Genomic DNA, 20,397 nt, shown 5'->3' on the forward strand with positions numbered 1-20,397 from the left:
GGAGCAGGCGCTATGAAACAAAAAGACAAAAAAAAGAAAACAAAGCGTGAATTATGGAAAGAGATGCTGAAGAAAAACCTGAAGAATCTTAAACCAAGTATTCCGCGAAAAGGTCCTGCATCACAAGTAAATAAAACCATAGCTTAACAAAAGAGTGGTTATTCCACTCTTTTATTTTTTTATGTTTTATGAAACTTATCTTCGGGTAATACGTCTATATATATGTATGGAAAAATGACGGATAAGTTGTGTAAGACATGCTGTATATGTATTACATTTGTATGACAAATTCGTAAAAATGTACAAAAGTCTGTATAACCTCTACCGAAAATGTAAAATGTGTAGTATACTATGAATGATGATTTAATAACTTTTTTAAAGTACCTAAATCAGAGAGAGGGGAAGGAGAGTTCCAATATGGTCACACTATTTACTTCGCCGAGCTGTACATCATGCCGAAAAGCAAAAGCATGGTTAAAAGAGAATGAAATTCCTTATCAAGAGAGAAATATTTTTTCGGAACCTTTATCAATAGAAGAAGTTAAGCAAATCTTGAGGATGACTGAGGACGGTACTGACGAGATTATTTCTACTCGTTCAAAAACGTTCCAGGAACTTAACATTAATCTTGAATCCATGCCATTGCAAGATCTATATCAATTGATTGCAGATCACCCTGGATTATTGAGAAGACCAATCATCCTGGATGAAAAGCGTCTGCAAGTTGGCTATAACGAAGATGAAATTCGCCGTTTCTTGCCAAGAAGAGTACGGACTTTTCAGCTTATGGAAGCACAGCGTCTTGTAAATGAATAAAAGAAAAACTTCCGCTGCTAAAAGTGCGGGAGTTTTTTTATGTTTTATAACTAACTAATTAACTAAAAGAATGTTGTTATCGCTTTTTTTCATTTCTCTTCATTGAAAGGTTGATTACAGCGAAGATCTAAATGGCGATTTTCTAAAAGATTGTTGCATTTTGCTCGTAACGTCATCATTTGCAAGTTGATTGGAGCGCAAGGTTGCCGACTCCTACGGGACGAGCGGTCAGGTGGAGACTCCTAATGGCGCAAAGCGGCAGGAGGCTCACCGCACGCCCCGTGGAAAGCGGCAGCCTGGAGCGGAAATCAACTACTTCCAAAGCAAACAATGTATGCGAAAATGGCCATCTTAATAAAAAGTCCTGCCAGCATGTGCCGGCAGGATTCTTATTCTTTACTTTGCTTTTCTTTTAATGGAGTTAGTCAATATACCTGCAAATAAGACACCGATGATTAAGAATAAATATAAACCATATTCAAGCATAGTGTTATCAGCAAATACTGTATGAAGCATTTTTTCTTCAATGATCATACCTGCTGCGGTAAAAGCGAGTACGCCTGAACCAATATAAATTAATACAGGAAACCGTTCCATGAAGTGCAATATTATTTTACTTCCCCATATAATGATTGGTACAGATACTAATAATCCAATTACAACAAGAATAATATTTCCGTGTGCAGCTCCTGCTATCGCTAAAACATTATCCAGACCCATAGCAATGTCTGCGAATACAATCGTTTTAACCGCATCAGATAAATTCTTCCCTGCTTTTACATCAAGCTCTTCATCTTCTTCAAGAATAAGCTTGTACGCAATGATTAGAAGTAAAATACCTCCTGCAAGGTATAGGAATGGAATATTTAATAAATAAACAGCTACAATGGTTAATACTACACGTACTACTATAGCCAGTCCTGTTCCTAAGAAAATCGCTTTATTTCTCTGTTTCTCAGGTAAGTTTCTGCTGGCAAGGGCTATAACAATAGCGTTATCGCCGCCAAGTAGAATATCAATTGCTATAATTTGCAAAAGGGATATCAGAAAATCCGTTTCCAAAAGTAAAACCCCCGTATGTAATGAAATTTCAAGTGAGTTATGGTACAATATGTTAACCTTAAAGACCATTGAATTATAGTCTAGCTTGACCACTTGCGTCAAGCAGCAGCAGTTTTTTCATCATGAATCTAGGCGTAAAAAAGGGCAGTAAATACGGGCCTTTTTTATTTCCAGATTAGCTGTTTTGTCATAGAATAAGGTACAAGAGGTTTAATTGTGATTGATGTATTTTTAGTTAGGGAATAAAAGGTAGTAAGTATTGCTTTTTTCTAGGGGTATTTATCCCTTCACGAACAAACCGGAGAGAAGGGAGAGAAGCAGAAATGGAAATTGAAAGAGTGAATGAGTTCACCATTAAATTTTTCATAACCTACAGAGATATTGAAGATCGCGGATTCGACCGTGAAGAAATATGGGCTGACCGGGAAAGAGGAGAAGAACTCTTCTGGGAGATGATGGACGAAGCACACCAGCAAGAACAGTTTCCATTAGAAGGTCCTCTTTGGATTCAAGTGCAGGCTCTGGATAAAGGTCTTGAAATTATAGTTACACGCGCACAAATGTCTAAGGACGGTAAAAAGATTGAACTTCCAATAGGTGACGATAAGTTAGACTTGCCTGTTGATCAAAATATTGAGAAATTGCTGGATCAGCAATTTCAATCAGAAGAAGAAGAGTTCGATGAACTGGAAGAAGCTGAAGATGATTACTTATCTTTCTTAATTTCATTTGGAGATTTTGAAGATGTCATACTTCTCAGCCATACAATTGATTCTTCCTCATTTGAGAATTCGCTGTATCACTTCGCAGGCAAGTATTATCTGTATGTAACATTCAACCCAGATGCGCCTGACAGAGAACAAGATGATCTATTAGCTCAACTGCTGGAGTATGGCAATGACTCAGATTTGTCAGTATACCGTATTCAGGAATATGGCAAAACAATTGTTGCTGAGGCTGCTTTGGAACATGTACAAAAATATTTCAAATTATAAGTTATAACCGATTTCAGTAACATTTGAAATCGGTTTTTATTTTTTTGTTCAAAGGAAATTCTCGATATCTAGTTTATTGAAAATTAATTTTAAGAAAAGGTCCAAATGTTTCTTATGCTCCTTTCATACATGATTAATTTAGAAGCTGAGGGGAGTGGTGACAGAAATGCTTGTTGCGCTTTATGAAAATCAATTTGTTGATATGACTGGAGAATCTTCAAAGGAACAGTGGTACTCAAAAATGAGAACAGGTATGCTTTTATGTCCCGTTTGCAAGAATAAAGTAATACCCAAGTGCGGTTCAAAAAAAGTATGGCATTTCGCACATCAGTCTCAAGGTGCTTGTGCTGGTTTACATGAAGCAGAAACGAACTATCACTTAATGGGAAAAAAGAGCCTGTTTCACTGGCTTATGAAAAAAGAAGAAAACCTATACCTCGAACATTATTTGCGCGACATAGCTCAAAGGCCGGATATTTACCTTGGTGAGAAAAATCATGCGATCGAATATCAATGTGCAACATTGAATGTTGATATGTTTACAAGCAGAATTTATGGCTATCAATCAATTGGAGTAGAATCTGACTGGATTTTTGGTATGAAAAGAATTAAGAAGAAGAGAGAGAATTTATATTCCCTGCAAATGACTGATCTTACCGCTGCCAAAAGAGACAAAACAGGTAAACTTTATTTAAATTATTTTTGTCCTTTGCAGCAGCAGTTCCTCCTTCTAAGAAATATTCTTCCGATCTCACAAAGAAAAGTAATAGCTGAGGGATATACGTTTGCTGCAAAAAACCTGGAACTGAGCATGATGTTTGATTCATTCAATAGTAAAAGTTACAAATATCAAAACCTATTGTGGAATAATCAGAAAAAGACATGGAGAATGACCGCTTATAAAAATGTTTCTCCTTCTATTATGTATGTAAAGAAAGTTATGTATTTTAATCACAGGTCAATCACTTTATTTTCTCCTTTAGCAGGAATGCCTTCTTATAACTATTACTTCATTGAAACTTCACCTTATATTTGGCAATCATATCTTTTGTTTATTATTGATAAATTATCTTCACCCTTTACTTTGCAGCAGCTTGAAAATGAGTGTAAGAGATTAATGGTAAAACGAATCTTTCAGGAAAGAAAACTTCCTTATTTAAATGGAAATTATCAATGTGCCATAAAAGGATATTTGAACTATCTGGAATCTGAAAACATTATTGAGCAGATAAATGACATCCATTATAAAAAGAAGAGACCCGTTCCCTATCCAAAAACGCTTGATGAGGCGTTCGAACAAGACAAAATTTTCAGTAAAAAAGCCGTAATTTTTGACTTTGTATAAGCATTTTCTGGTAATATGTAGATATACATAAGGAGAATGTTATGCATTTTCTTTAATTTCATATGGAGGTGTTTGTATGTCTCAAACAAAAACAAAATCATTGCCTAAACGTAATGAAGTTGCTGTTGAAGATACGTGGGATTTAGAAGCGATTTACGCTTCGGATGAAGTTTGGGAAAAAGAATTTGAGGAAACGAAGCAGATGCTTCCTGAACTTAAATCCTTTCAGGGAAAATTAGGTGAATCAGCCGAAACACTTTATACTTATCTGCAAAAACAAGATGAAGTAACTAAAAAGCTTGGTAAGCTTTATACATATGCTCATATGAGATATGACCAGGACACAACTAACTCCTTCTATCAAGGATTGAACGATCGTGCTTCCAATCTTGCAACACAAGTAAGCAGCACTGTTTCTTTTGCTGTGCCTGAAATTTTATCTCTTTCTGAAGACGCACTCAGTCAGTTCCTTCAAAGCTATGAGCCGCTTGCGCTTTATAAACATGCACTAGACGAGATCAACCGTCAGCGTCCTCATGTGCTTTCAAAGGAAGAAGAAGCACTTTTAGCTGATGTCAGAGAAGTGGCTAATACATCAAGCAATACTTTTGGTATGCTTAATAACGCTGATTTGAAGTTCCCTGTTATTAAAGACGAGAATGGAGAAGATATTGAAGTTACCCATGGCCGCTATATCCGTTTTCTTGAAAGCTCCGACCGCCGTGTAAGGGAGGATGCGTTTAAAGCGGTTTATGGAACGTATGATTCGTATAAAAACACATTTGCAAGCACACTTGCGGGTACTGTAAAACGCGATAATTTCTTTGCGAAAACTCGGCATTTTGAGTCGGCTCGCCAAGCAGCTTTAAATAACAATAATATTCCTGAAGCGGTATATGATAACCTAGTGAAAACCGTCAATGACAACCTTCACTTGCTACATCGTTATGTTCGTCTTCGTAAAAAAGCTCTAGGTCTTGATGAGCTCCATATGTACGACTTGTACACGCCGCTTGTAAAAGATGCAAAGATGGAAGTGAGCTTTAAGGAAGCACAGCAGCTTGTGTTGGACAGCTTGGATCCTATGGGTGAAGAGTATAAAACAATCGTTAAAGAAGGCTATGAAAAGCGCTGGATTGATGTTCATGAGAATGCTGGAAAGCGCAGTGGAGCTTATTCTTCGGGTGCTTATGGAACAATGCCATACATCTTGATGAACTGGCAAGACAATGTAAATAATTTGTTCACACTTACTCATGAGATCGGTCATTCCGTGCATAGCTACTATACACGTGAAAACCAGCCGTATCCGTATGCTGATTATTCTATCTTTGTTGCAGAAGTGGCATCGACATGTAATGAAGCCCTTCTAAACCACTACATGCTGCAAAAAACTACGGATAAGAAAGAAAAGCTTTACCTATTAAATCACCACTTAGAAGGATTTAGAGGTACTGTTTTCCGTCAGACGATGTTTGCTGAGTTTGAACAGGAAATTCATGTTCGCGCAGCAAAAGGAGAGCCTTTAACTCCAGAACTATTAACAAAGATCTATTATGATCTGAATGTTAAGTACTTTGGTGAAGATCTTGCAATTGATAAAGAAATTGGATTAGAATGGGCAAGAATTCCTCATTTCTATTACAATTTCTATGTGTATCAATATGCTACAGGTTTCTCTGCAGCCGCTTCCTTATCCAAACAGATCCTGGAAGAAGGAAAACCTGCAGTAGACAGATATCTGGAATTCTTAAAAGCCGGAAGCTCAGATTATCCGATCGAAGTATTGAAAAAAGCTGGTGTTGATATGACAACTCCAAAACCGGTTGAAGATGCTCTTAAAGTATTTGAGTCTATTTTAGACGAGATGGAAGAGCTGCTATTCGAGAAATAAAAAATAAAGGCTCTTTTCTAAAAGATTGTTGCTTATGACTCTTTTTTGCGAAGTCACTTCGTTGACCAGTTGTTTGGAGCGTAAGGTGCGAGACTCCAGCGGGATAAGAGGGACAGGTGAGACTCCTAAGGGCGCACGGTGCCGAGGAGGCTCACCGCACGCCCCGCGGAAAGCTAGCATCCTGGAGCGGAAATCAACCACTTCCACTAGCAACTAAATAAGCGAAAACAGCCAAAAAAAATCCTGTCCGGAATACCGGGCAGGATTTTCTAATGCTATAAAATTCTTTTAAGTTTTGAACGATAATTGTAGCATAGCATCGTAATTAATATTGCGATGAACAGACTTGGTACTGCAACAATTTTTGGGGCCATATTTAATAGAGAGAGTACAAAATAATAGAAACTCCCTGCTAATGAAATCAGACTAACAATGATCATTACGAAATACATTTAATCTCCCTCCTTAGTACATGTTTATTCTGTTTTATGGAGGATATGCAAGCATGTCCTGAAAGAAAACGAAACAAAAAAACCGCTGATTTCTCAGCGGGATTGAATATATCTCCAGAACGTTCCGTATTTTACGGGAACTCGTTCAACTTTTTGCTGTAATACAAGTCTCTTTAATTGTTTTTCAGCTTCTTCACAGCTGATTTGATAAACAACAGAGACTTCTTTTGTAGCGACAAAAGAGTAATTAGCAAGAAATTCTTCTAAGGCAGGAAGCGGTGCTGGTTCAATCTTCACACCAGACATTTCCCTTAGGATTTCAACATACACATCATAAGAATAACAGCCGGAAATTTTAATTCCGTCATCATCTGTTTTATCATTAAAGACAATGAGAGTTGGGATTTGAGTTATATCCATCTCTTGTGAAAACTTTAAATCGCATCGCAGCGCATTAATGGCAGCTTCTGAAGATAAATCATTTAAGAATTCTTCATCATCCAGTCCTACAGAACGGGCAATCTCCAAAAGAACTTCCTCGTTGCCAATGTTTTGTTTGTTTAAGAAAAGGTTTTCTCTTAGTTTTCTAAGAAACTTGATCCCTTGCTGTTTGCCTTGAAGTTCAGCTGCTTTGATAGCCAGAGTAGCTTTATGAGGTGACGATATCGGGTTCTCCAGCCATAGATCGCCATCACAGCTCATCCCTGATAATGATGCTGTTTTTTCCCATTTTTCAGCAATTTGTTCTGCGGTTTTTAATCCTTTTCTTTTAGGGACATAGGTATTTAAAGATTCAAGACTTCCACTAACAAAATGACGAAGTCTGAAATAGTGTCCATATTCAACTTGCAGTTTTTTTAGAACAGGTTCCAATGACCAGCATTCTGGACAAAGCGGATCGATGACAGAATAGATTTCCAATGGCTTTTGACATGCTTGACTTTTATTGTTCTCTTGATCGTCATAAAAGGAATTGGAATTATACAGTGTCAGCATTCTCGCCCCTTTCTGAATCTTCGTTCGTATTTACCATATGATAAGCTGTCATTTTTAGGCGGCTTAGTAAAAACTCTTGTAGTTCGGGTTCCAGTTTTTGAATAGTCATTGCTCGCTCCATACAGTTTATCCAAGCTTTTGCATGAGTATTAGTTATTGGGAACGGCATGTGACGGGCTCTAAGCATAGGATGTCCGAATTCCTCTGTATATAAAGGCGGTCCGCCAAAGAACTGACTTAAAAAACGGGTCTGTTTATAAGCAGTCTCGGTTAAATCATCTGGAAACAGAGGTGACAGCAAAGGATCTTTACTTACCAAACTATAAAAAGTAGTTACAAGTTTTTCGATTCCCTGCTTTTCTCCTAATAGGTAATATGGTGATTTCGTTTCATCAAACATGGTGCAAAAGCTCCTTGCGTTAATTTGTAAGTTTATTGTAGCAAGGTTCATGAATTGTAAGCAAACAATATGAACTCTTAGCAAAGTATTCTATCCGCTATTAACATTCCTTTAGCGCGTGTATTTATGTAATTTAGACAAAAAGAAAACCCTCCTAAAAGGAGGGTTAAGTCATCGTCTTATATGTATTCATGACCTTTTTAACATAGGCAATGGTTTCCTTAAATGGAGGGATGCCATTATATTTATCTACGTTTCCGGGTCCTGCGTTATAAGCAGCAAGAGCGAGCTGCTCGTTGCCATTATACTTTTCGAGCATCATTTTCAAATACTTAGTTCCTGCCTCAACATTTTGAACGGGGTCAAAAGAATTGGTGACTCCAAGACTTTTAGCAGTGGCAGGCATTAACTGCATGAGTCCTTGTGCACCTGCATGGCTTTGCGCTGTACTTTTGAAATTAGACTCATGCTTAATGACAGAGCGGATTAAATTTGCGTTCACACCATATTTCTCGGCAGTACGTTCAATCAAATCATCAAGACTCTTGGAAGGTATGTTCATCTTGCCTGAGGCTTGGAAAATAGGATCCACTGTAATACTATTCGATAGGTCAGGAGCAAAAGGTAATCTAACAGAAAGGGGACTGCTCATTGACTCAAACTGATTCATGCTCAATGTTGAATTTGAGTTTACCCCCGCTTTCGAGTAAGCTTCATTCAGCAATGCAGCAAAGGGGCTGGACCCTGAACCACTGTTATCAGATGAAATTGGATTTATATTGAGCTGCTGCAGAGCTTGGATTTCCATAAGTGCTTTAAAAGATTGGATATTCAAGATGTTTCCTCCTAATAGGAATACGATAAGAAACTCGTTGTAGTATTTGATTCCTTCAACGGTTATATTTTTGCTGCTTTTTCTGCAAAGAACCGATGGATCTTACTTTTTGTTTCACGTACTGGAATGTTTTTTGATTCTAACAACTCCAGAAAATTTTGCTGTCCTTTCTTATAATCGGCAGATTCGTATTCTAATTCATAGTCGATTTTACCTAAATAATGATTTTCATCTAGGACGAGTAAACCCTCTCGGTAAGGAAGTTCGACCCTGTTCGTTGTTAATTCTCCTAAAAATTTTATTTCAGAAGTATCAATTTTCAGTTTGCGGATTTCTTCTGTCACTTCACCTTCCGGGAGCGGCATTCCACTAAGCACTTTGGGAAAAATGTCATTATCAATTGTTTGATGGGTTTCAAGTATGTGTTTGTCAAACTGCTGTTTTAAAGTAAGAGTGTATGTATTCTTTTTATAACGAATTCTTAATGCGCTTTTATGATTCTTTAATTGAAAATCTTCTGTATCAAAATAATAGTTTGTCTGTTCATTAAAATCGGATTTTTGGACCTCGAATGCACTAATGAGCTGTAAAAATTCTTCATATGTTAATAAGTTTTTAAACTCGATCTCTATTTCTTGTGACACAGCCGGATTCCCCCCTGTTGCAAAATTAAGTTAAACACATTATCTCATAGCAATACCCGCTTCTCAATTTCTTAATAAATTCCTATTTTGTGTTACACTATTAGTGAAGAAACAGGAGGTTTTTAAGATGATGCCACTACGATTGAATGTGCAGTCAACTGCATGGGAAGAAAACAAACTTTACTTAAATGTATCAGATGAAGTGAGCCAGCAGCTTTCCGAGTGGAAAGACAGTGAGAGAATGCTTGTTGATTCTGATGGTTTAGCATTTATTTATGTACTCGAAAACAATGAAGGCTTTATCCATATCGCGATAGGCAGCAGCCATTGGGCCGATGCAAAAAAAGCATTGTTAGAAAGGGCTGCTGTTGTCATTCGAAATGTAAAAGGAGAAGAGCTTGAATTAACTGCTTTCTCTAGCGAAATGGATTATTTGACTGAGAATATTCAAGGTAACGCAAACTATGGTCAGCAAATGGAAGAAGAAGTGATTAGGATTTTTGGTACAGAGGAAAAAGCTCAATGAGTATGGACTGGGAAGCTCTATTAATTCCGTATAAGCAAGCTGTTGATGAACTGAAAATTAAGTTTCGCGGGATTCGTGAACAATTTGAAAGATCAAACCAGCATTGTCCTATAGAATTTGTAACAGGAAGAGTGAAGCCAGTTAAATCGATTGTTAATAAAGCGTATCAAAAAAATATTCCAGATAACTGTTTGGAGCAGGAAATACAGGATTTAGCCGGTTTAAGAATCATGTGTCAATTTACTGATGATATTACGACCGTAATTAATCTGCTCAGACAGCGCAACGATTTTAAGATTGTTGAAGAAAGAGATTATATTACACATAAAAAGCCAAGCGGCTATAGGTCTTACCATCTAGTTATTGAGTATCCTGTACAAGTTTTAGACGGTGAGAAAAAGATATTAGTAGAAGTTCAAGTAAGAACCCTTGCGATGAATTTTTGGGCGACGATAGAACACTCGATGAACTATAAGTATCACGGACAGATCCCGGAAGATATTCGTCAGCGTCTGCAAAGAGCGGCTGAAGCGGCAAACCGACTGGACGAGGAGATGTCTCAGATCAAAGGTGAAATCCAAGAAGCACAGCTTGTGTTTTTGGAACGCAACGATAAATCCAGTGAAACCAATCTAGGATCATAAAGGATGGAGAGAGAATGAAATTTGCCATCATTTCAAAAGGCGATAGCAAATCAAATATCTTAACGGAAAAAATCCGTTCGTATTTGGAAGAATTCGAATTAGTTTATGAAGAAAAAGAACCCGAAATCGTGATTACTGTTGGCGGTGACGGAACATTGCTTCATGCTTTCCATCATTATGTACACCGTATTGATCAGACAGCGTTTGTTGGTGTTCATACCGGCCATCTTGGATTTTTTGCAGACTGGCTGCCTGAAGAGGTGGAGAAACTCGTAATACATATTGCAAAGACACCTTTTCAAATTGTGGAATATCCTCTATTGGAAGTAACCGTTCGGTACATTGATGGAATTGACGAGAAAAGATATTTGGCAGTCAACGAATGTACGGTGAAAAGTGTAGAAGGTTCACTTGTTATGGATGTAGAGATCAAGGGTGAAAAGTTCGAAACATTCCGCGGGGACGGCTTATGTATCTCTACACCTTCAGGGAGTACTGCTTACAATAAGGCTCTTGGCGGTGCGATTATCCATCCGTCTCTTGCTTCGATCCAGCTATCAGAGATGGCATCTATCAACAACCGTGTATTCCGTACAATAGGTTCGCCGCTTGTATTGCCACAGCACCATACATGTATTTTAAAGCCAGTAAACGATGTGGATTTTCATATCACGATAGACCATCTGTTTTTAGTTCAGAAAAAAGTCAAGTCAATTCAATATAGAGTTGCTGAAGAAAAAATAAGATTTGCCCGATTCCGACCGTTTCCATTCTGGAAGAGGGTAAAAGAATCGTTTGTCAGTGAATAGCATGAATAAGTTTTTTGAAATTTCATGGGTTGTAACTGAAGCTGAAGCACCTGTCTTATTGAGAGAGTTTTTGAAAAGTAAACAAATATCTAAAGCAGCGCTGACCGATATAAAGTTTCACGGCGGCGCTCTTTTTGTGAACGAAAAAGAAGTAACGGTAAGGACCTTTCTATCAAAAGGGGATGTCGTTAAAGTTTACTTTCCGCCTGAAAAACAAAGTGAATCTATGGAAGCAGAGAATACTACACTCGATATCGTATATGAAGATGAGCATTTTCTGGCAGTAAATAAACCACCAGGAATGCCTACTATACCTTCCCTTTATCAGCCGAAAGGTTCGCTTGCAGCAGGAGTTTTGTTCTATTATCAGCAAAATGATATTCCGGGTACTTTTCATGCAGTTAACAGGCTGGACAAAGATACATCAGGCATCGTGCTGGTTGCTAAACACCGGTTTGCTCATTCACTGATGTCCAAGCAGCAAAGAGAGAAGACAATCAAACGTGAATACATTGCACTCGTTCACGGAAAATTGGAGCAAGATAATGGGACAATCACAAGTCCGATTGGAAGAAAACCAGACAGTATTATTGAACGAATGGTAAGAGAAGATGGGCAGCCTTCGATCACTCACTATGAAAAATTAAATTACCTTTCTATTTATCATATTTCAGTCGTCAGACTTAAACTTGAAACAGGAAGAACACATCAAATCAGAGTGCATATGGCCTCAATTGGTCATCCTTTAATTGGAGACGACCTATATGGGGGAAGTAGGGACATAATTAAACGCCAGGCGCTTCATAGCGAGACTGCAAGATTTGTACATCCATTCAGTGATAAAGAGGTTTTGATCAAAGTTGATTTGCCATATGATATGAGGAAGTTATTAAAATAAATTTAACTTTTTGCTGATGTGAATTTATATACATTAATTCGAAACTGTACGCTGCCACCTTATCAAAATTTCTATGATGCGGAAACGAAAAGGTTAGTGTTCGAAATTTATGAACAAGATTTAATCATGCTAGGTTTTGATCCAGATCAGTTAATGTAAACAAAAGGAGTGTAGTTTATTAAAAACTAACACTCCTTTCGTATTAATCATCAAATGAACGAAATTTCTCAGGTACAAACGGCATCGTGGAAGGTACACTAACTGATTTCATCTCAGGGTACCTTAGTGCACTTAACTTACCGCCAAATACACATCCGGTATCAATATTCCATGTGTTTTTTATATGGCGGACGTTTTCTACAGGGGTATGACCATAAACGATAGTTAACTCACCATGGTGTTCCTTCGCCCAATCTCTCCTTACAGGTGAACCATCTGGATTGGTTTCACCCGTTATGTCCCCATACAATACAAATGTTTTTACTTTTTTGCTTGTCTGTCCTACATAATCGGCTCGGATGCCAGCGTGAGCCACTACCAAATTACCTTCATCAAGCTCTAAATAAAGAGGAGCATTTTCATACAAGGTGCAAAAATGTTCACTCACAGCTTTTCGCTTAGCAGCATCGAGCTCTTCAAGTTCAGCAACAGTAGTTTCTAATCCGTGCTTAACCTGAACATTTCTTCCCAACAAATACCGGTAAAGTTTATTACAGTGATTGCCTGGTGTGTATAGTGCAAGATTCTGATCAACAAGTTCATAGACATGTTCCATCACTTTTATAGATTCAGGGCCTCTGTCAGTTAGATCTCCTAGGAAGACGAGTTTTCTGTTTTCTTTGTGTTTAGGCAATCCGTCAGCCCAATTATAGCCTAATACTTCTGTTAGTTCCCGGTATTCATTAAAACAGCCATGGATGTCGCCGATGATATCATACTTCATATTTTCACCTCATTCTATCTTAGGATACTTCAATGACATAAGAAAAACACCTGAAAAATCAGGTGTTATTCAAACATATATTTGGTTGTTCTCGACCTTACGTTTAACACGAGTCCAAAGGCGATCATGTAAGCAAGTATCGAGCTGCCTCCATAACTGATAAACGGAAGCGGAATACCGGTGATCGGCATTACTTGTATGTTCATACCGATGTTTTGGAACACTTGGAATGTAAGCATTCCGATTACTCCAGCACATAAATAGCTGCCGAAAGCTTCGTTGCTCTCAAGTGCAGTGTTAATCATTCTGTATACCATTAGGAAGAATAATGAAATCACGATACTCGTTCCTAAAAATCCAAATTCCTCACCAATAATCGAGAAAATAAAGTCAGTCTGGGCTTCTGGAAGATAAACGGAACCTTCCGTAAAGCCTTTACCGAAAAGCATACCGCTCCCAATTGCCAGCAACGCGTTACGGGTATGATATCCAGCATCTTTATGTTCATAAGGTTCCAGCCAAGCATAGAAACGATTCAGCTGATATTGATCAAGGATATGATCTACGAAAAACTGCGGAAAGGTAAAATATATCCAAACTAGGATTGATATGAACAGAATAAAGGAAAGAATAAGGAATAGAATAATTCTCCATCTCACACCCGATACGAGTAATAGACTGCCTGTGATCGCCATAAAGACGAGACTTGTTCCAAGATCGGGCTGCATGAGAACCAAAAGGGTAGGGAAGCCGGCAATTAGGGCTATTTTCCCAAGCAATAAAAGGTCTTCATGCATGGTACGGATAATATACTTTTCATTATGTGTAGCTATTGTATTTGCAATAGCAATAACAAGTGAAACTTTTACAAGTTCTGACGGCTGCAAGGCAAAGGGACCAAATCTGTACCAGCTCTGTGCACCGTTAATGTTAGGAACAATGCTCTCTGGTGCAGCGAGTATGCCGAGAAGCAGTAATATTCCAAGTCCGTACAAATACCAGGAAAGCTTTCTGAACTGATCGAAATCTAATACCATTACTCCTACAACAGCGATACCGCCAATGAAGTACCAAACTAGCTGTTTGATTACAAAGTTGCTTCCATACTGATCCATCATTTGAGCACTGTAGATGGCAATACAACTTGTAATGACCATGAGGAACAAAATGAACAAAAGATTGTAATCAAGCTGCTGCCATGGAGATTTATGGTTATTATGCATGTGGGATCGACTCCTTAAAGTAAAACAATAACATGTATTATCTTACCTAAAAACACAAGCTTTGCAAATCATTTTGAGCACAATCGTTTGACTTTTCTTTTTGGGGTTTAATATAGTAAACCAATAATATCATGGAATTTACGGAGGTCCTATGGAAGAACATGCTTCTTTTACTTCATTAGTATTAGTTATTCTTACCGCATTTTTTATACCGATATTGTTAACCAAATTCCGATTACGCGTTATTCCTGTTGTTGTAGCAGAAATCATTGCGGGGATTATTCTTGGAAAAAGCGGCTTTGATATTGTCCATCCTGACGCGTGGCTAGAGATTCTATCAGTCCTTGGCTTTATCTTTTTAATGTTTTTAAGCGGTCTTGAGATTGATTTTAGTATCTTTGCTGGCGGAAATAATCAAAAGAAGAATAAAGTAGAAAATAAAGAACCGAATCGGATATTTGTTTCATCAGTGATTTTTCTTTTCATTCTAATCCTTTCATACGGTTTATCTCTTCTATTCGTATGGGGAGGATTTGCGGAAAGTGCGTTCTTTATGACTCTTGTTATATCTACAATATCATTAGGTGTTGTGGTACCAACACTAAAAGAAGAAAAGTTATCTAAAACGACAATCGGACAGATCATACTATTAGTCGCTGTCATTGCTGATCTTGTTACAATGATCCTTCTGGCTCTTTTTGTTTCGATGCAATCAGGAGATCCAGGCAGAATGTGGCTGCTGCTCATTTTATTTGCAGCAGGGGTAATCTTATACTTTGTTGGCAAACAGATGAGGCATCGATCTTTTCTTGAGACTATGTCTAAAGGAACCATACAGCTTGATACAAGAGCAGTATTTACTCTGATTATAGTATTAGTCGGTTTATCTGAAACTGTTGGGGCAGAAAATATCCTTGGTGCATTCTTAGCCGGGGTACTTGTTTCACTTCTGTCACCTAATAAGCATCTTGTACACAAGCTTGATTCATTTGGTTATGGATTCTTAATACCTATCTTTTTCGTAATGGTAGGGGTAGAGCTTGATATCCGATCCATTTTCTCAGATCCTAAAGCACTGGCACTTATACCCTTGCTGCTCGTTGCATTGTTAATTTCTAAGTTCCTTCCAATTCTGTACTTAAGAAAATGGTATGACTGGAAAACGGTAACTGCAGCTGGTTTCCTATTAACTTCCACGCTGTCACTCGTTATTGCAGCAGCAAAAATTGGTGAACGAATTGAGATTATAGATGCCAGAACATCTTCCGCACTAATATTAACAGCAGTTATCAGTGCAATCATCACACCGATTTTTTTTAAAAAGTTTTTCCCACGGAAAGAAGAGGAGGAAGCAGCCAAAGAACAGCTTGTTATTGTCGGTGCTAATCAATTCACCTTGCCTTTAACAACAGAGCTCGATACAACAAGATTTGAACAAAGGATCTACCACACAAAGCAAGAAGAAAAAGACCAAAAGCAATTAGAAAGCTTCAATATAAAAGAACTTGAAAATTATGAAGGAAACACACTAAAGGAAGCAGATGTATTTAACACAGACGTCATCATTTGTGCAACTGGTCAGGATGAAACAAACGAAAAACTTGCTCTCCTAGCAAAGGAAGAAGGAGTAAAAAGAATTATTGCTCGCATAGAAGATCCATCAAAACGTGATGGATTAAAAGATGAGGGGATAGAAGTTTACTCAGTTTATTTCTCATCACAGGTTTTATTAAAAGCGTTAATAGAAAATCCTGCTGTTGTTGATATTCTTACTACTCAAGACAACAGCTTGAATGAAATCATTGTAAGAAACAGTTCGTATCACCGCACGGCATTAAGAAATTTCCCATTCCTGGGAGACAGTATTATTGTTAGGATCTATAGAGGAAAAGAGTCCATTAATCCTCACGGTGACACTGAAATCATGCTGGGAGATAAAATGGTTGTTACAGGAAGCAAACAACAAGTTCATCAGATGAGAGAGATTCTTTCATAATAAAAGTGCTGGCTTATGTCGGCGCTTTTTTATTTTTGGAAAAATGGAGCATGCTAGTAATAAAACAATAGAAAGGTGAAATTTATATGATTCCAACTGTTTATTGCCCAAATTGTGAGGCGCAGCATAACCTTAACGATGAGATTTTAATCGCCCAATCGAACCAGAATGTCATTTACCGCTGTCATTCATGCGGTTTTGAAGTGAAAAATATTGAGACAAGCAAAGGTTAACTAGTGAATTCTCTCTTTTTATCTGTTATACTAATTAGGACTTGGTACTAATAACAAATACTAATTACTAATTATTAATTTTAATGAAACATAGTCCATGGGGAGGAGATTTTTTATGTATCAACTATCATTACAAGATAAAACGTTTGTTGTTATGGGTGTTGCAAACAAAAGAAGCATTGCCTGGGGAATCGCTCAATCTCTATCAAAAGCAGGAGCGCGCTTAGTCTTTACATATGCGGGTGAAAGGCTTGAAAAGAACGTACGTGATCTTGCGGAATCGTTAGAAAGAAACGATTCTATCGTTTTGCCTTGTGATATTACAAATGATGAAGAAATCAAAAAGACGTTTGCTCAATTAAAAGAAGAAGTTGGAGTAATCCACGGTTTAGCACACTGTATTGCATTTGCAAATACGGAAGAGTTAAAAGGTGAATATTTGAATACAACACGTGAAGGGTTCCTTCTAGCTCATAATATCTCTTCTTACTCACTTACGGCTGTTGTAAAAGAAGCCCGCTCATTAATGACAGAAGGCGGAAGTGTCGTTACATTAACCTACCTTGGTGGTGAAAGAGTCGTATCCAACTACAATGTTATGGGTGTTGCGAAAGCTTCTCTTGATGCTAGCGTGAAATATCTAGCTTCAGATGTAGGGAAGGATGGAATTCGTGTGAATGCGATCTCAGCAGGACCAATCAGAACACTTGCTGCAAAAGGAATTGGAGACTTCAACTCTGTATTAAAAGAGATTGAAGAAAGATCTCCGCTTAGAAAAGCAAATACACAAGAAGAGGTAGGAGATGCCGCCCTTTTCTTAATGAGTGACTTAGCACGCGGAATTACAGGTGAGATTCTTCACGTGGATAGCGGCTATAACACAATTGCTCGATAATTAATTTCATGCAAAAACCCCGAATGCTCACGATGGGATTCGGGGTTTTTTATTTGCATCTGGCTGCCGCTCACATTGGGGGCATGTCCTGGAAAAGAGGATTTGTACTAATTAAGCTACGCAGACAATACCGCAGATACAACGAGAATCTGTAACATACGTTCTAGTAATTGCTGCACCAGTTCCATCAACATCAGCATACGTGAACACAGCACAACTTGTTGCTACGTCAAAACGTATTAGTGTAAATTCGGTTGGAGTTGTTGCTCCTCCTAAGTCTAATGGAGATACTGCTCCTCTAGGAATAATTAGAACACGATTGTTTTGTCCAAGGGAACAAAAGTTATTGTTACCGTTCGCCAACTGATTTAAAAGTTCGCTAACACAACCATTTAGTCTTTGAGTTCCTGCTGCTTGACCATTACCGCAACAAGAGTTTTTGATTAGGCTCATTAAAATGTTGCCTCCTTTATTGAATGAGATACATGTACCTGATTCCTCGATCAGGGTTAATATACTATATACAATAATTGGTAATATTGGAATGAGAAATAAACCTATTTCTATGAAAATATGTAAATGCCTAAAGGTTGTCCATGTGTTCGTACATTATTAAAAATATTTTTAAGTTATACGTTATTCGTCCAAACAACCTGTCCACCTTTTACATATACAATAAGGACTAGTATTTATTGCTAGTTTTTTAAAATGAAAGGGGATAATTTAGTATGCCAATTGTAGATCGTTTAGCACTTAGAGCACAGTTAGCATTTCTAGCTGCTTCTGGACAAGTTATTAATGAGGTTTTTGTTTTAGGAACACAAATTCCTGGAGAACCAGATTTAACGGGTGTAACTGTAAAGAAAGTTAGTGGGAACACTGTAACATTTAATCAGGCCGCATCTGGAGCCATCATTGGTGACATCGTGGTTGTTATCGACAAGATTGTAGCACTTGACTTAGTTACTTAATGTGCGACAATAAGGCTCCTTTGAAAGGAGCCTTTTCATTTAAATACAAATAAATATTAGGTGACAATTAATGAAAAAAATAAATCTATTATTCATAACAAAAGATAGGTCAAAATATCTGGAAAGAAGCAGTTGCTATTTGATAGAAGAATTATCAAAAAGAACAAATTTGATGATTTGGTCAACTGAAGGATCGATTCTTGATATATTAGCAAACTTACCATTTAAACCAGACTTCATATTGTTAAATGATTACCATCCGGATTATTCCCCTAGGATTTTCGGACTGAACTTAACATCAATCCCGAAAGGCATTATCATGCATGAGATACATTACAGAAAATTTCATAGGAAGAAATTTATCGAACAAGGAAATATTCAGTTGGTATTTACACATTACCGGGATGCTTTTCTTAAATGGTACCCAAAACTTGCTCCAAAAATGGTTTGGCTTCCTCATTTTATTAACCACAGTATTTTTAAAGATTATAAAATTCCAAAATCAATTAACTATTTAATGATGGGCGCAGTTTTCCCACACTTATATCCAGTCCGAAACAGTTTTTTACATCAATTGAAAAAAGAACCTGGCTTTATTACTCACCAGCACCCTGGCTATAAGATGCTTCCAACTAGAGCGGGAATTAAAGGTCATGAATATGCGATGGAATTAAATCGAGCTAAGATGTTTTTTACGTGTGATTCAACCTATCACTATCCGGTAATGAAGTATTTTGAAGCTTTAGCCTGTAACACTTTACTAATAGCTTCCGCATCAAAAGAATTAACTGATCTTGGATTTATTGATGGTGTTACATTCATAGCAGCAAATCCTTCTAATGTATTAGAAAAAGCAAGATATTTAAATGAAAATGAAAATCTGCGTAAAAAAATTTCATTACAAGGTTATGAAATGGTAATGAAACGTCACACGGTAGAGATTAGAGTTGGAGAACTTTTGCATTGCATTAAGAGAGTTATCTTGTAAGGAGAGGTCAGGGAAATGAAGGTTAGCATCATCATACCATTTTACAATTGTGCATACATTGACCAAGCAATAAAGAGTGCCTTGAGTCAAACTTATAAGAATATAGAAATTATAGTCGTTAACGATGGCTCGACGAAACATGTGGAAAAAATCAAACCATTTCTGAACCAAATAAAATATTTGGAAAAACCAAATGGAGGAACTGGCTCAGCTTTAAATCTAGGGATACGTCATGCAACGGGTAGCTATTTTGCATGGTTAAGTTCTGATGATATCTATTATCCTCAAAAAATAGAAAAACAGCTGCAATTTATGCACACAACGGGTGCTATGGTTAGTTATACAAATTATTTTGTAATCAATGAACTGGGAAAAAAAATATCTAGCCCTATGGGGGTTTATTTTCATGATAATAAACAATTTTTAAGAATCTTAAGAAGACGTTGTTTCATAAATGGTTGCACGGTGATGATGAAAATGGAGATATTTAAAGAATTTGGATTATTTGATGAATCTTTAAAGTTTACACAAGACTATGATTATTGGCTTCGAATAGTACCAAGGTATAAATTCCATTACTTTTCCGAACCATTAATTCATTATAGAATGCATGTAAATATGGGTACAAAAAAGTACAAAAAAGAACAGCGGGTTGAGATTCAAGAAACAATTAGACGACATAAAGATGCTATTAATCATACATTAAAGATGCTTTATCGGTAATTCAAATAGTAAAACGCTTTATATACTAAAAAAAGGTGTAGTTATATGCCGTTTTTTATTAATAAGTACATGTGTCCCTTTCAAAAAGTTGAAAAATTCATATTTTAGT

24 protein-coding genes are annotated in these 20,397 nt (G+C 37.2%); 15 read left to right on the forward strand and 9 right to left on the reverse strand.

Features of this window, described 5'->3' with window-relative positions:
* The first annotated feature begins 12 nt into the window (after window positions 1-12).
* Window positions 13-147 (forward strand): hypothetical protein, encoded by a 135-nt coding sequence (locus tag ABE41_RS21450; protein WP_281249401.1) that lies wholly within the window; start codon window positions 13-15, stop codon window positions 145-147.
* 270 nt (window positions 148-417) lie between these two features.
* A complete protein-coding gene (spxA, locus tag ABE41_RS08555) occupies window positions 418-816 on the forward strand; it encodes a transcriptional regulator SpxA (RefSeq protein ID WP_066288819.1) in 399 nt (132 codons plus the stop codon).
* Window positions 817-1,212: 396 nt separating this feature from the next.
* Here spxA and ABE41_RS08560 read toward each other — a convergent pair whose 3' ends face one another.
* A complete protein-coding gene (locus ABE41_RS08560; protein ID WP_066288821.1) occupies window positions 1,213-1,878 on the reverse strand; it encodes a TerC family protein in 666 nt (221 codons plus the stop codon).
* Window positions 1,879-2,201: 323 nt separating this feature from the next.
* Here ABE41_RS08560 and mecA point away from each other — a divergent pair, with 323 nt between their 5' ends.
* From mecA to pepF, 3 genes are all read left to right on the forward strand, one after another.
* Window positions 2,202-2,873 carry an adaptor protein MecA gene (mecA, locus tag ABE41_RS08565; protein ID WP_066288823.1) on the forward strand — a complete coding sequence of 224 codons (672 nt, stop codon included), beginning with the start codon at window positions 2,202-2,204 and terminating at the stop codon, window positions 2,871-2,873.
* A 166-nt stretch (window positions 2,874-3,039) separates the two neighbouring features.
* Window positions 3,040-4,218, forward strand: a complete 1,179-nt coding sequence (locus tag ABE41_RS08570; protein WP_066288827.1) for a competence protein CoiA — start codon at window positions 3,040-3,042, stop codon at window positions 4,216-4,218.
* A 76-nt stretch (window positions 4,219-4,294) separates the two neighbouring features.
* Window positions 4,295-6,112 carry an oligoendopeptidase F gene (gene pepF / locus ABE41_RS08575; RefSeq protein ID WP_066288830.1) on the forward strand — a complete coding sequence of 606 codons (1,818 nt, stop codon included), beginning with the start codon at window positions 4,295-4,297 and terminating at the stop codon, window positions 6,110-6,112.
* 275 nt (window positions 6,113-6,387) lie between these two features.
* Here pepF and ABE41_RS21025 read toward each other — a convergent pair whose 3' ends face one another.
* The 5 genes from ABE41_RS21025 to ABE41_RS08595 all read right to left on the reverse strand — a co-directional run bounded on the left by ABE41_RS21025 (window position 6,388) and on the right by ABE41_RS08595 (window position 9,439).
* Window positions 6,388-6,564: a hypothetical protein gene (locus ABE41_RS21025; protein ID WP_156774254.1), complete on the reverse strand. Its 177-nt coding sequence runs from the start codon at window positions 6,562-6,564 to the stop codon at window positions 6,388-6,390.
* Window positions 6,565-6,657: 93 nt separating this feature from the next.
* Window positions 6,658-7,560 carry a ClpXP adapter SpxH family protein gene (locus ABE41_RS08580; protein WP_066288833.1) on the reverse strand — a complete coding sequence of 301 codons (903 nt, stop codon included), beginning with the start codon at window positions 7,558-7,560 and terminating at the stop codon, window positions 6,658-6,660.
* Entirely contained in the window at window positions 7,544-7,960 is a 417-nt protein-coding gene (locus tag ABE41_RS08585) for a globin domain-containing protein (RefSeq protein ID WP_066288837.1), read from the reverse strand. The genes ABE41_RS08580 and ABE41_RS08585 overlap by 17 nt, the downstream gene beginning before the upstream one ends.
* 166 nt (window positions 7,961-8,126) lie before the next feature.
* The gene (locus ABE41_RS08590; protein WP_066288839.1) at window positions 8,127-8,795 is read right to left on the reverse strand and encodes a lytic transglycosylase domain-containing protein; all 669 of its coding nucleotides are present in this window, start codon (window positions 8,793-8,795) and stop codon (window positions 8,127-8,129) included.
* Window positions 8,796-8,857: 62 nt separating this feature from the next.
* On the reverse strand, window positions 8,858-9,439 hold the full coding sequence (locus ABE41_RS08595; RefSeq protein WP_066288842.1) for a CYTH domain-containing protein: 582 nt from the start codon (window positions 9,437-9,439) through the stop codon (window positions 8,858-8,860).
* Between the two features lie 127 nt (window positions 9,440-9,566).
* Between ABE41_RS08595 and ABE41_RS08600 the strand changes: the two genes are divergently transcribed.
* The 4 genes from ABE41_RS08600 to ABE41_RS08615 are packed head-to-tail and all read left to right on the forward strand — an operon-like array spanning window position 9,567 to window position 12,316.
* Entirely contained in the window at window positions 9,567-9,965 is a 399-nt protein-coding gene (locus ABE41_RS08600; protein ID WP_253805462.1) for a UPF0738 family protein, read from the forward strand.
* On the forward strand, window positions 9,962-10,609 hold the full coding sequence (locus tag ABE41_RS08605) for a GTP diphosphokinase (protein ID WP_066288845.1): 648 nt from the start codon (window positions 9,962-9,964) through the stop codon (window positions 10,607-10,609). The genes ABE41_RS08600 and ABE41_RS08605 overlap by 4 nt, the downstream gene beginning before the upstream one ends.
* Window positions 10,610-10,623: 14 nt before the next feature.
* The gene (locus tag ABE41_RS08610; protein ID WP_066288848.1) at window positions 10,624-11,418 is read left to right on the forward strand and encodes an NAD kinase; all 795 of its coding nucleotides are present in this window, start codon (window positions 10,624-10,626) and stop codon (window positions 11,416-11,418) included.
* A gap of 1 nt (window position 11,419) precedes the next feature.
* On the forward strand, window positions 11,420-12,316 hold the full coding sequence (locus ABE41_RS08615; protein ID WP_066288851.1) for an RluA family pseudouridine synthase: 897 nt from the start codon (window positions 11,420-11,422) through the stop codon (window positions 12,314-12,316).
* A 202-nt stretch (window positions 12,317-12,518) separates the two neighbouring features.
* Here the strand turns inward: ABE41_RS08615 and prpE are convergent, their stop codons facing one another.
* Entirely contained in the window at window positions 12,519-13,259 is a 741-nt protein-coding gene (gene prpE, locus ABE41_RS08620; protein WP_066288853.1) for a bis(5'-nucleosyl)-tetraphosphatase PrpE, read from the reverse strand.
* 65 nt (window positions 13,260-13,324) lie between these two features.
* Window positions 13,325-14,482, reverse strand: a complete 1,158-nt coding sequence (locus ABE41_RS08625) for an FtsW/RodA/SpoVE family cell cycle protein (protein WP_066288855.1) — start codon at window positions 14,480-14,482, stop codon at window positions 13,325-13,327.
* A 151-nt stretch (window positions 14,483-14,633) separates the two neighbouring features.
* Here ABE41_RS08625 and ABE41_RS08630 point away from each other — a divergent pair, with 151 nt between their 5' ends.
* The 3 genes from ABE41_RS08630 (at window position 14,634) to fabI (ending at window position 17,606) form a co-directional block, all read left to right on the forward strand.
* The gene (locus ABE41_RS08630) at window positions 14,634-16,478 is read left to right on the forward strand and encodes a monovalent cation:proton antiporter family protein (RefSeq protein ID WP_066288859.1); all 1,845 of its coding nucleotides are present in this window, start codon (window positions 14,634-14,636) and stop codon (window positions 16,476-16,478) included.
* An 86-nt stretch (window positions 16,479-16,564) separates the two neighbouring features.
* Window positions 16,565-16,711 (forward strand): hypothetical protein, encoded by a 147-nt coding sequence (locus ABE41_RS21225; RefSeq protein WP_172827344.1) that lies wholly within the window; start codon window positions 16,565-16,567, stop codon window positions 16,709-16,711.
* A gap of 115 nt (window positions 16,712-16,826) precedes the next feature.
* The gene (gene fabI, locus ABE41_RS08635; protein ID WP_066288861.1) at window positions 16,827-17,606 is read left to right on the forward strand and encodes an enoyl-ACP reductase FabI; all 780 of its coding nucleotides are present in this window, start codon (window positions 16,827-16,829) and stop codon (window positions 17,604-17,606) included.
* A 111-nt stretch (window positions 17,607-17,717) separates the two neighbouring features.
* On the opposite strand, the gene ABE41_RS08640 is transcribed toward fabI, so the two are convergent.
* On the reverse strand, window positions 17,718-18,059 hold the full coding sequence (locus tag ABE41_RS08640) for a hypothetical protein (protein ID WP_066288864.1): 342 nt from the start codon (window positions 18,057-18,059) through the stop codon (window positions 17,718-17,720).
* A 275-nt stretch (window positions 18,060-18,334) separates the two neighbouring features.
* On the opposite strand from ABE41_RS08640, the gene ABE41_RS08645 reads away from it, so the two are divergent.
* The 3 genes from ABE41_RS08645 (at window position 18,335) to ABE41_RS08655 (ending at window position 20,288) form a co-directional block, all read left to right on the forward strand.
* On the forward strand, window positions 18,335-18,577 hold the full coding sequence (locus ABE41_RS08645; protein WP_066288867.1) for a hypothetical protein: 243 nt from the start codon (window positions 18,335-18,337) through the stop codon (window positions 18,575-18,577).
* A gap of 70 nt (window positions 18,578-18,647) precedes the next feature.
* The gene (locus ABE41_RS08650) at window positions 18,648-19,565 is read left to right on the forward strand and encodes a glycosyltransferase (protein ID WP_066288868.1); all 918 of its coding nucleotides are present in this window, start codon (window positions 18,648-18,650) and stop codon (window positions 19,563-19,565) included.
* Between the two features lie 15 nt (window positions 19,566-19,580).
* Complete coding sequence (locus tag ABE41_RS08655; protein WP_066288870.1) at window positions 19,581-20,288, forward strand: glycosyltransferase; 708 nt, start codon at window positions 19,581-19,583, stop codon at window positions 20,286-20,288.
* The last annotated feature ends 109 nt before the right edge of the window (window positions 20,289-20,397 follow it).

Source organism: Fictibacillus arsenicus, from assembly GCF_001642935.1.
In the GTDB taxonomy this organism is placed as follows: domain Bacteria; phylum Bacillota; class Bacilli; order Bacillales; family Fictibacillaceae; genus Fictibacillus; species Fictibacillus arsenicus_B.

Coding starts and splice junctions, on each gene's coding strand:
- ABE41_RS21450 (WP_281249401.1), top strand. CDS start 13: ATGAAACAAAAAGACAAAAAAAAGAAAACAAAGCGTGAATTATGGAAA.
- spxA (WP_066288819.1), top strand. CDS start 418: ATGGTCACACTATTTACTTCGCCGAGCTGTACATCATGCCGAAAAGCA.
- mecA (WP_066288823.1), top strand. CDS start 2,202: ATGGAAATTGAAAGAGTGAATGAGTTCACCATTAAATTTTTCATAACC.
- ABE41_RS08570 (WP_066288827.1), top strand. CDS start 3,040: ATGCTTGTTGCGCTTTATGAAAATCAATTTGTTGATATGACTGGAGAA.
- pepF (WP_066288830.1), top strand. CDS start 4,295: ATGTCTCAAACAAAAACAAAATCATTGCCTAAACGTAATGAAGTTGCT.
- ABE41_RS21025 (WP_156774254.1), bottom strand. CDS start 6,564: ATGTATTTCGTAATGATCATTGTTAGTCTGATTTCATTAGCAGGGAGT.
- ABE41_RS08580 (WP_066288833.1), bottom strand. CDS start 7,560: ATGCTGACACTGTATAATTCCAATTCCTTTTATGACGATCAAGAGAAC.
- ABE41_RS08585 (WP_066288837.1), bottom strand. CDS start 7,960: ATGTTTGATGAAACGAAATCACCATATTACCTATTAGGAGAAAAGCAG.
- ABE41_RS08600 (WP_253805462.1), top strand. CDS start 9,567: ATGATGCCACTACGATTGAATGTGCAGTCAACTGCATGGGAAGAAAAC.
- ABE41_RS08605 (WP_066288845.1), top strand. CDS start 9,962: ATGAGTATGGACTGGGAAGCTCTATTAATTCCGTATAAGCAAGCTGTT.
- ABE41_RS08610 (WP_066288848.1), top strand. CDS start 10,624: ATGAAATTTGCCATCATTTCAAAAGGCGATAGCAAATCAAATATCTTA.
- ABE41_RS08615 (WP_066288851.1), top strand. CDS start 11,420: ATGAATAAGTTTTTTGAAATTTCATGGGTTGTAACTGAAGCTGAAGCA.
- prpE (WP_066288853.1), bottom strand. CDS start 13,259: ATGAAGTATGATATCATCGGCGACATCCATGGCTGTTTTAATGAATAC.
- ABE41_RS08625 (WP_066288855.1), bottom strand. CDS start 14,482: ATGCATAATAACCATAAATCTCCATGGCAGCAGCTTGATTACAATCTT.
- ABE41_RS08630 (WP_066288859.1), top strand. CDS start 14,634: ATGGAAGAACATGCTTCTTTTACTTCATTAGTATTAGTTATTCTTACC.
- ABE41_RS21225 (WP_172827344.1), top strand. CDS start 16,565: ATGATTCCAACTGTTTATTGCCCAAATTGTGAGGCGCAGCATAACCTT.
- fabI (WP_066288861.1), top strand. CDS start 16,827: ATGTATCAACTATCATTACAAGATAAAACGTTTGTTGTTATGGGTGTT.
- ABE41_RS08640 (WP_066288864.1), bottom strand. CDS start 18,059: ATGAGCCTAATCAAAAACTCTTGTTGCGGTAATGGTCAAGCAGCAGGA.
- ABE41_RS08645 (WP_066288867.1), top strand. CDS start 18,335: ATGCCAATTGTAGATCGTTTAGCACTTAGAGCACAGTTAGCATTTCTA.
- ABE41_RS08650 (WP_066288868.1), top strand. CDS start 18,648: ATGAAAAAAATAAATCTATTATTCATAACAAAAGATAGGTCAAAATAT.
- ABE41_RS08655 (WP_066288870.1), top strand. CDS start 19,581: ATGAAGGTTAGCATCATCATACCATTTTACAATTGTGCATACATTGAC.